This window comes from Dolichospermum sp. LEGE 00246 (assembly GCF_015207865.1).
In the GTDB taxonomy this organism is placed as follows: domain Bacteria; phylum Cyanobacteriota; class Cyanobacteriia; order Cyanobacteriales; family Nostocaceae; genus Dolichospermum; species Dolichospermum heterosporum.
This window is the reverse complement of sequence record NZ_JADEWA010000175.1, coordinates 1-10,211: the sequence shown is the minus strand read 5'-3', so window position 1 is coordinate 10,211 and position 10,211 is coordinate 1. Positions and strand designations below refer to the sequence as shown.

The window sequence follows — 10,211 nt, the reverse complement described above, 5'->3', positions numbered from 1 at the left end:
GATTGTTACTTTTCATCTGAAAATGGATGTACCAGAAACCAGATGAGGAGCAGAAAAAGGAAATATTGACAGGGATAAATAAGAGTAAATATGTCTTGTTAAAAAAGAAGATAATTTACCTGTGAAGCAAAAAGAGAAATTGAAAATGGTTCAGAAAGTCTTTCTAGTTATAGAGAAAATACACCTACTTAACGAGGAACTTCGAGGTAGTTATTCACTCCCCCTCTCTAAAATTATCGAAACCCTTGATCTGTCCTAAATTTTTAATTCCTAAATTTGCTTTGGTATCTGGGGAATGTGGGATATAGTTATAATGCGTGGAGATTTAAATGTGGGTTATAACCTGCTGAATGTACGAAAGGAATTTGTACGGTTGGCTCACCCGAAAGTTACGCCAGTGGACAAGAAGTAGTATTCTACCTTGGTGGAGGCGGGAAATAAACAGCAATGTATGGCTTGCGCCACGTTGTGCTATCAGCATTGTCTAAGTTTTATGGAGCAGAAGTTGTGACCCAGGAATTTCACCTTTCCGCAACGCCGGTGGGGCAAAATGATTATCTGGTGAGGACGGAACAAGTTGCGCCTGGGGTGCCAGTGGCAGAAGAACTGGTACATTGGCCTGTGGCTGAGTGGTTGACTGCCGCAGGGGATTTAATGAATGATCCCTTGCAGTCGGTGTTGCAGGGGAATATGGTAGCCAGAAACTCTGTTAACTTGGTAGCCTTGGGACAAGATTTGTATAATGCGTTGTTTCAAGGAACGCTGCGGGATAGTTGGATTACTGCCCAAGGTATTGCCCAAAATCACCAACAGGTGCTGCGGCTAAGATTAGGACTGAAGGATACGCGGTTGGCGCGGTTGCCGTGGGAAATTATGCACGCTGGCGATCGCCCTTTAGCTACTGGGCCTTATATTACCTTTGCCCGTTACCAAAGTGGGATTGCCCCACCATCCCGGTTACCAACTCATAATCTGCCCATGTCGCCGGAAGCACGGGGGATAAGAGTGTTAATGGTGATTTCTGCACCTACTGATTTAGTCCGGCTGGATTTACTCAAACAAGAAGCCATTAATCTCAAGGCAGAACTGCGCCGTCAAGCATTAAAGGTGGCTGATGGTAATCATCATCTCCCAGAAATTGAATTAACTGTTCTAGATCAACCGGGACGGGAAGAACTTACCCAAGCCTTAGAACAGGGACATTACCATATTCTCCACTATTCTGGTCACAGCAATTTGGGTGGCAATGGTGGACAAATTTATTTAGTGAGTAAAAAAACTGGTTTAACAGAAACTCTCAATGGAGATGATTTAGCTGGGCTACTGGTGAATAATAATATTCAAGTGGCAGTGTTTAACTCCTGTTTGGGGGCATATCGAGCGAGGTCTGAGGTAGCGGAAGACTCAGGGGAACGGAATTTAACTGAAAGTTTGGTAAAACGAGGAATTAGAAGTATTTTGGCGATGTCAGAACGCATCCCTGATGAGGTGGCACTGACGCTGACACAGTTACTTTACCGCAATTTGGGTCAGGGCTATGCTTTAGATTTATGTGTAAGTCGAGTCCGTCAAGGTTTAATTTCTGCATATGGTTCTCAACAGATGTACTGGGCTTTGCCGATTTTGTATCTTCAGCGAGAATTTGATGGTTGTTTGACACCACAAGTTAATTTATCTGGCTATTCTGAGTTGCTGAACGAGTATCAGCCACCTAAACTGACTAATAGTGATAATTATTCTGCTGTAGCCAGTAATCTAGAAAATATAATGGCTATAGATGATATTCTTAATCCTAATTTTGCGGAGGAAAGGACGGAGATAGACTGGCTAGGGGAGGATACTTGGGGTGATCTTGTGGATGAGATTGAGTATGATGACCCTAGCTATAATGAGGACTCGGCAATAGTTTCTGATTTGTTCCGTCAGCTTGGCAATCCGGTGGCTAAACCAGAAGAACCAAGCATGAAGGCGGAATTAATCGAGGAGAGTCATCATTATCAGTCGGAAATGCAGGTTGCCCCCACGAAACAAAATTTAGATTGGGAAAATGTCCCCACTCAAATTACACCAACTCCTTTGAATTTTGAGAAGCGTGAGGTAAATCCTCAGTTATCACCGTCACCTGTTACTCCCAAGGGTAATCGCTCTTACTGGATGAAATCACCCTTGTTGCTATATGGTTTGGTAGGAGCAGGTGTAATTACTATAATTGTGGGGATTGGTTGGTGGTGGCATCAACGACAAGCACAGAAGACTTCTGATGTTCCACCAATTCCTGGAGAAAATTTCACGAGTAATCAGTATCCACCAATTAATTTAGCTAATTCATCTACGGGAATTGTCACAGCTACAGCTACGGCACAGTTGAGTCAAGGTAATTTAAAGTCTGGGTTGGATGCTATTAATGAATTACTAAATCGTGGGGCTTTTACGGCTGCGGAAACGGCTTTAAATTTGATTCCTGTTCAGGATGCTGAAAATCCATCTGTGAACTTTTTCCGGGGGCGGTTAGCTTGGCAGTTAGTCCAAACGAAAAATAATAAGTACAGTATTGATGATGCCCGTCGTTATTGGGCTAGGGCTGTACAAAATCAGCCAGATTCTCTTTTGTATAATAATTCTTTAGGATTTGCCTATTATGGGGAGGATAATCTCAATTATGCTAATGATGCTTGGTTTAAGTCACTGAGTTTGGCTTTAAAACCTCAACAGAATCAAGGTTCAGATCCAATGAAATATCCCCAAATAGCGGGAGAACCGGAGGCTTTGACGGCTTATGCTGGGTTAGCTTTGGGTTTATATAAATCGGCGAAGAATCAACCTGCTGATAAACGCCAGCAATATTTACAGGAAGCGATTAAACTGCGGCAGATGGTGATTCAAAATGCACCCGCAGACTTTACTATTGAGAGGTTATCACAAAATTGGCTATGGACGGAACAGGCGATCGCTGACTGGCAGAGTCTGGGACAGGCGAAGTGATCACTTTTGCCAAAAAATAGTCCATAATGGGAAGTGTAAAAAAAGTGCGAAATCCCATACATCAGGCTGAAATTAAATAACTATGGCTGTATTCACACCGTGAGACAATGAATCTGCTTAGATATATAAACGACGTTATTAGAAGTCAGGAATCAAAAAAATGAAAAAAGTAGAAGCCATTATTCGTCCATTTAAATTGGATGAAGTGAAAATCGCCTTAGTTAATGCGGGCATCGTCGGGATGACAGTTTCTGAAGTTCGGGGTTTCGGACGGCAAAAGGGTCAAACTGAACGCTATCGGGGTTCGGAATATACTGTGGAGTTTCTCCAAAAACTGAAAGTGGAAATTGTGGTTGAAGATGCCCAAGTTGATATGGTTGTAGATAAAATTATCGCCGCCGCCCGTACTGGTGAAATTGGTGATGGTAAAATTTTCATCTCCTCCGTTGAACAAATTGTGAGAATTAGAACAGGTGAAAAGAATACTGAAGCTGTGTAAGTAGTCAGTAGTTAATACTGTGGATTAAAAAATAGCGTTGCTGATTCCCTGACTGTGACAACAGAAAATCAGCAGCGTTTTTTATTGAGCGAGGTGTTACCCATTAAGTGAATCTACTGGCATTACAATCCCACATTCAGTATGAGTAGGGGTTGCTGAAAAAGTTGTCTGTGAGGGCAGTCTGACTCTGGTTCGTTCTTGTAAAATTGACCTGCTCCCCTCAACCTAAATTATCTCTTACGAAGAGATGGAATATTAAGAATGCTACCAATAGTAGTACCAGAACCGCTGGTGTTTCTATTAACAAGAGATGCAAGATTAGAAGTGCTACCAATAGTAGTACCAGAACCGCTGGTGTTTCTATTAACAAGAGATGCAAGATTAAAAGTGCTACCACCATTAGTATTAGTAGATACTGTGTTAATCACTGGATTACTATTGGGAGGTAAAAGTATCAAGCGGCTATTGACAACATTAATTGAAGATTTATTGTTCACAATACTTTCTCGTAAAGAAGACTGATTGATAATCACATTGCTAATGCCATAAGCTTGAGAAAGATCAACTACAGCATTAGGTAATAAGACTGAATAATTAATTGGTGTATTCACCGTAAAAGTATTATTACCACCTTGATCTTTAATATTTAATTGTGATGTATTGCGGTTGATTTGGAAAGTATCATTTTTGTTTCCAGAAACAATAGTAGTGGTATTTTTTGTTCCTAAAAGATTAATGGCTGGGATCTTTGTTCCATTCAGAGTTTCATCCAATATATTCCCATTCTTGTCTATATTCGGACCGATTCGGAAGTTATTAGTACCTTTGCTGGCATCAATATTAGTTATTGCACTGGTATTGAGGATAGTAAAGTTATTCGTTCCTTGACCTAGCTTAACATTTAGAAATTTAAAGCCATTGTAGTAAATACCTTGAGCCATACCTAAGCCAGTGAGATTTGTATCTGTTAAAATGCCTGTACTACTAGATGTATCTTGTGAGTTATCTATATTGAGATTAGTATTATCCGTTGCTAGACCGCCGTAAATACTCACGCTTGATTTAATTTGATTGATGCCCGTGTAACCAGACTGACTACTGCCAATATTAACAGTATCATTTCCCCCACCCGTGTTGATAGTAGTTGTAGAAACTAACTGTTTAATATTGAAAGTATTTTGATTGCTGCCACCCAAAAGTGCTAGTGATTGGGCATAAATCAAACCATCAACTGTAAACGTGGCACCAATCAAACCCAAGTTGTTGTAGCTTTGAACTGTGACATTCTTAGTAGCAGTAATGGTTGCGGATTCATTCAGTTGGAAGTTATTGCTAACGGAGAAATTCACATTATTCGTGGCTTGTACCTGGACATTATTTGATAAATTCAGATTTGCTGCTGTCAAATTTACATCAGTACCTTTCACGAGTGCATTATTGACTAAAAGTATATCTGTTGCAGATACCCTCACTGAATCTTTGTCGCTGACAGCCTTCTGTATATTGACTTTTCCACTAGCTAGATTTTCAGCTTTAATAAAGCCTCCTGTGGTCATATTCAGTATATTGGATGTGCCAAAGAAGATATTCTTGGTGTCAATATTCGTGGTAGTTGTGCCGGCATCAATGACAATATTTGTTCCAGTCTTAATGTTTTGGTTAACATCCAAAAGGTCAGTGAACTTATAAAGAGCCGAAATTGGTGTGTTTGTTTGATTTACGGTTTGACCAATTGCCAGATTTACTTCACCAGTGGTGGCAGTCATTTGCTTAACATCTACTGTCACTGAGTTGCTGTTGTAACTCTTGGCACTCAAGTTTAAATAATTAGAGTTACTAGCTACAGCACTGAGAGAAATATTGCTACCAGGAACATTTGCGGTAACTGGATTGTAGCCTTGAATCAACTGAGCCGCAATTCGTTGCCCATTCGCGCCAATGCTACCATTGAGAGCCGTCATTTTTAGATCACGGGTAATAATCTTTTGCGTACTGCCCTGACTGAAAATGTTGCCACCACTAGAGAGAACGGTGCGATCATGGGGATTATCAATCAGACCCTGGAGAATCAGATTAGAAGTACCCCAGTTGTTAATTGTGACTACCGTCGGATTAACCTTTAAGGGAAGTTGCAAAGAAGGATTTGTTGAGGTAATCGTTTTATCATTGACATTAACGTTGTATTTAATCTGCGGAATTATCCCAGGGTTCAATACATCGACTTTATTGATAATCAAATTCTTGTCAGAATAATTATCAATTTGTACTGTATCGTAGGCAGGATCGGAAATTGTGTATACACCTTTGTCAACAAATTTCCCATTGCTTGCCATTTCCGTACTACGGGAAGGAACGATAAAATTGACTTCGCCAACAGTAGTATTATCAATGTCATTAACAATGACATCTGTACCAGTAATTGTGGCGGTAATATCATCACTCTTTTGCTGAATTTGACCTGCTTGATTAACGATGAGAATTGGGTTGGCTTTCCTGGTTAGCAAAGTAACTTGAGAATTGAAATCAATCGTTGGGGTGGGTTTAAAGGTTTTGGTTGTTGAGTCAGAGCCAAAATCGAAGATAGATACGCGCATACTATAGGCATGACTCTTGTAAGTTAAGTTAGCAAAGTCTGATTCTACATTCAGTTTGTAGGCTTTGATCTTGGATGTACTATCCGTCCAAATTGTAGCGACTAAGGGGATGATATTGGTGACTTCACTATCTGTATCTCCACCCAGGGAAAAACAGGTTGCTGATGTAGTCGAACTGCTGTTGACGTTTTGATATTTGGCTGAGAGGTTAACAAAATCACTAATCAGACTGCTATTGGCACCAAGATTGATAACGGCTTTGGTATTGGATAAATCAACCGTTGCATGGGCATCAATATTACCAATAAACCCGCCTCCTGTCGCTTCAGATCGGGCTTTAACATCTAGATTGTCAACCGTTGCTGCAACAGTCAGTTTTCTTGCTTCTAAGTAAGCATTGCTGTTGATATTGGTTTGATTTGTGCCATTAATTATAAATTTTGTGGTGGCATCGGCATCACCATACAAACCAATCCCATCTGCGCTAGCTTTGACATTACCGTTGGTGTTACTGGACGACTGTACTAAAAGCTCATTCCCGGCAATGATGCTGGCACTATCATTAATACTGGTTTGGGTATTATGAGTTAGTGTGGCGGAGGCTTTTGAATCCGCAAAGGTAATTAGGGAACCAGCACCACCATAGCCAGAAACATTAACAGTATGGTCAGATTGAGAGGTAATGCTAACGGTTCCTTTGGCATTAATCTGGGCAAAACTACCGATGTAAGTACTGTTAGTATTGGTGAGATTGACATCAATTTTAGCAGCACCGACTGCGATCGCTCCTAATACAGATGAATCAGCTGATCCGGTGACTTCAGAAACCGATAAGGATTTGACAGTAACATTCCCAGTCGTCGTAATTGATGTACTACTACCAATATATGTTGTCATCGTGGGGGAAATATTCAGGGTGGCTTGAGTAGCATTCACCCCAATCAATGCCCCAGAGGCAGCTTGAGCATAGGCTGAGAATTTGCCATCCCCTTGGCTGGGTATCGTCATCGAAGCACTAGCTAACAGTTGATGGTTGCTACCTGTTGCATTTGAATTATCTACATCCAGATGCAAATTATGCTTACCAGTGTTAGTTCCTGTCAAGTCCACCACACTATCTTTGTTAAACAAATGAACGCTACCAGTTCCGGTTAAGCCTGACTTGTCTAGGGTTAATGCTGCCCCGCCTTTTGCCGTTGCTAATTGGAAGCTATTTTGAGTGGAGTTAACAACATAGTAGTTAATACCTTCTTGTAAACCTGGGAGTCCTACAGCAGTGATTTTGTGGATACTATTCTTGGGTGCTGTGGTGATATCAATAGCAGCACCATTAAGAGTTGTGCTGAGTTGGAAGCGATCATTGTCTACCCCGATCACATAATAAGTGGTGTTGTTGGTAAGATTGCCTAATGCTGTTCCAGATGTACTATAAGTGACTTGATCGTTAGTCTGGAATCCGTGATTGGCAGAGGTAAAGGTATCGTTGCTGATGACATCTGTATCTTTGTTAAACACATTGCTGGCAGGAGGAATATTTTGGGGGAGATCCTGGACAATTCTAAATTCAGCAGTACGACGTTTATAACTCACCATATCGCCGTTTTGCCAGCCATGATTATTAATTGTCATCGCAGTATTGATACCTGCTAAATTCACAGATTGGGATGGTGCTTGGAAAAGTTGGTGTTGATCATTATTACTGCCGATGTCAATGGCTGTACCTGCTTGAGCATTGGTGACAGTGCTGGCTAGTCGGAAGTTATTAGCATCAACTTTAATCACATAGTAAGCTTTGCCAGATTCCAGACCATTTAAAGCTGTACCTGATGTTTGGTAAATGATGCGATCGCCTGTATCAAATCCGTATCCTGTTAGTGTAATTTGATTAGTTAAATTATCTGATTTATAAGTAAAACTAACCACAAACTGATTTTGAGAAAGTTGAACTGTCTGATCATCAATAACTTTGACGTAGTAAGCATTACCTGAGACTAAACCACCGATAGCTGTACCATTTGCAGTTTCGTAGATTACCTTGTCACCATTGCTCAAATTGTGATTTTGACTAAATTTGATGGTGTTTGCTTGTACATTTACGACTGTTCCCTCAAATTCACTGCCGAATTTTACAGTTTTACTATCAACCGCAATTACATTGTAAGTTTTGTCATTGCTAATTCCGCCAATATCAGCACCACCACCATTGGAGTAAGTTACCTGATTACCAGGTTGCAAACCGTGATCGTTGCTGAAGGTAATTGTATCAGCGGTATTATTTACTGCAACACTAGGATCAAACTTAGGTGATACGGCAAAAGCCCAAGGTGATAATGCGGTGGCAGTTGGTAAGAATGCTACTACAGGTATTGGTGCTATTGGTGCGATCGCCACTGGTAACAACGCCAATGCTAATGCCAACAATACAATCGCTACAGGTAATAGCGCAACTGTTAATAGTGGAGCTATTGGTTCTACCGCTATTGGTCAAGGTGCAACGGTAGCTGCTAATGCTACCAATGCGATCGCCACAGGTACGGGTGCTAATGTTAATGCTAACAACGGGATTGCTACAGGTAATGCTGCTACTGTTAGTGCTGGAGCAACAGATGCCATTGCCACAGGTACTAATGCTCTTAGTGGAGCTAGTAATTCCATTGCTACAGGTAATGGTGCCAGTGTTGCTAGTGGAGCAACAGGTAGTACAGCTATAGGACAAGGTGCTACTGTATTAGGAAATGCAACCAATTCCTTGGCAGTTGGTCAACTCGCAAAAGTTAATACAGGGGCATTAAATTCTATAGCTATAGGTCAAGGTGCAACAGTAGCAGCTAATGCAGAAAATGCGATCGCTACAGGTACAGGTGCAAATACGGGAGGTGTGAATGCGATCGCTATAGGTATAAGTGCAACAGCTAGTGGTAATAATTCAATTGCTACAGGTGGTGGTTCTCAAGCCACTGGGGCTGGTGCTTCAGCTTATGGTGTTTTATCTCAAGCCACTGGTACTTCAGCAACGGCTGTAGGTGATGGTGCTACAGCTAGTGGTAGCAGTGCCTCTGCCTTCGGTGCTGGTGCATCTGCATCAGGTACAAATGCTCTATCTCTAGGTATTGGTGTTTATAATTCTGTAACTGGAGTATATGATCAAGCTGCTACAGCATCAGGTACAAGTTCCATTGCTGCTGGTGACACAGCCACTGCAAGTGGAACTAATGCCACTGCCATAGGTAAAAACACCACAGCAAATCAACAAAACGCGATCGCTACAGGTAATGCAGCCCAAGCCACAGGTATTTCTGCCTCAGCCTATGGTGATAGTGCCAATGCTTCAGGCGTAAATGCCACTGCCACAGGTAAAGGTGCTACAGCAAATCAACAAAATGCGATCGCTACAGGTAATGCAGCCCAAGCCACAGGTATTTCTGCCTCAGCCTATGGTGATAATGCCAATGCTTCAGGCGTAAATGCCACCGCCACAGGTAAAGGTGCCACAGCTAGTGGTGCGAGTTCTATTGCCACAGGTGATACTGCCACTGCCAGTGGAACTAATGCGATCGCCACAGGTAAAAACACCACAGCAAATCAACAAAATGCGATCGCTACAGGTAATGCAGCCCAAGCCACAGGTATTTCTGCCTCAGCCTATGGTGATAATGCCAATGCTTCAGGCGTAAATGCCATTGCTACAGGTACTACTGCTAATGCCACTGCTAATAGTGCTACAGCTACAGGTAATGCAGCCCAAGCCACAGGTATTTCTGCCTCAGCCTATGGTGATAGTGCCACTGCTTCAGGCGTAAATGCCACCGCCACAGGTAAAGGTGCCACAGCTAGTGGTGCGAGTTCTATTGCCACAGGTGATACTGCCACTGCCAGTGGAACTAATGCGATCGCCACAGGTAAAAACACCACAGCAAATCAACAAAATGCGATCGCTACAGGTAATGCAGCCCAAGCCACAGGTATTTCTGCCTCAGCCTATGGTGATAGTGCCAATGCTTCAGGCGCAAATGCCACCGCCACAGGTAAAGGTGCCACAGCTAGTGGTGCGAGTTCTATTGCCACAGGTGACACTGCCACTGCTAGTGGAGCAAATGCTGTTGCCACAGGAACAGGTGCAACATCTAGTGCTAACA

At 42.1% G+C, this 10,211-nt stretch carries 3 protein-coding genes and 1 pseudogene; all 4 read left to right on the top strand.

Features of this window, described 5'->3' with window-relative positions:
• Nucleotides 1-507: 507 nt before the first annotated feature.
• Entirely contained in the window at nucleotides 508-2,982 is a 2,475-nt protein-coding gene (gene hetF, locus IQ228_RS13145; protein ID WP_193963048.1) for a cell division protein HetF, read from the top strand.
• A gap of 160 nt (nucleotides 2,983-3,142) precedes the next feature.
• Nucleotides 3,143-3,481: a P-II family nitrogen regulator gene (locus IQ228_RS13140; protein ID WP_027400693.1), complete on the top strand. Its 339-nt coding sequence runs from the start codon at nucleotides 3,143-3,145 to the stop codon at nucleotides 3,479-3,481.
• Nucleotides 3,482-8,320: 4,839 nt separating this feature from the next.
• Nucleotides 8,321-8,407: pseudogene (locus IQ228_RS27435) on the top strand (hypothetical protein); the annotation flags it as partial.
• Between the two features lie 3 nt (nucleotides 8,408-8,410).
• Nucleotides 8,411-10,211 (top strand): YadA family autotransporter adhesin (locus tag IQ228_RS13130; protein ID WP_370566888.1); only part of this gene is annotated, 1,801 nt, incomplete at its 3' end.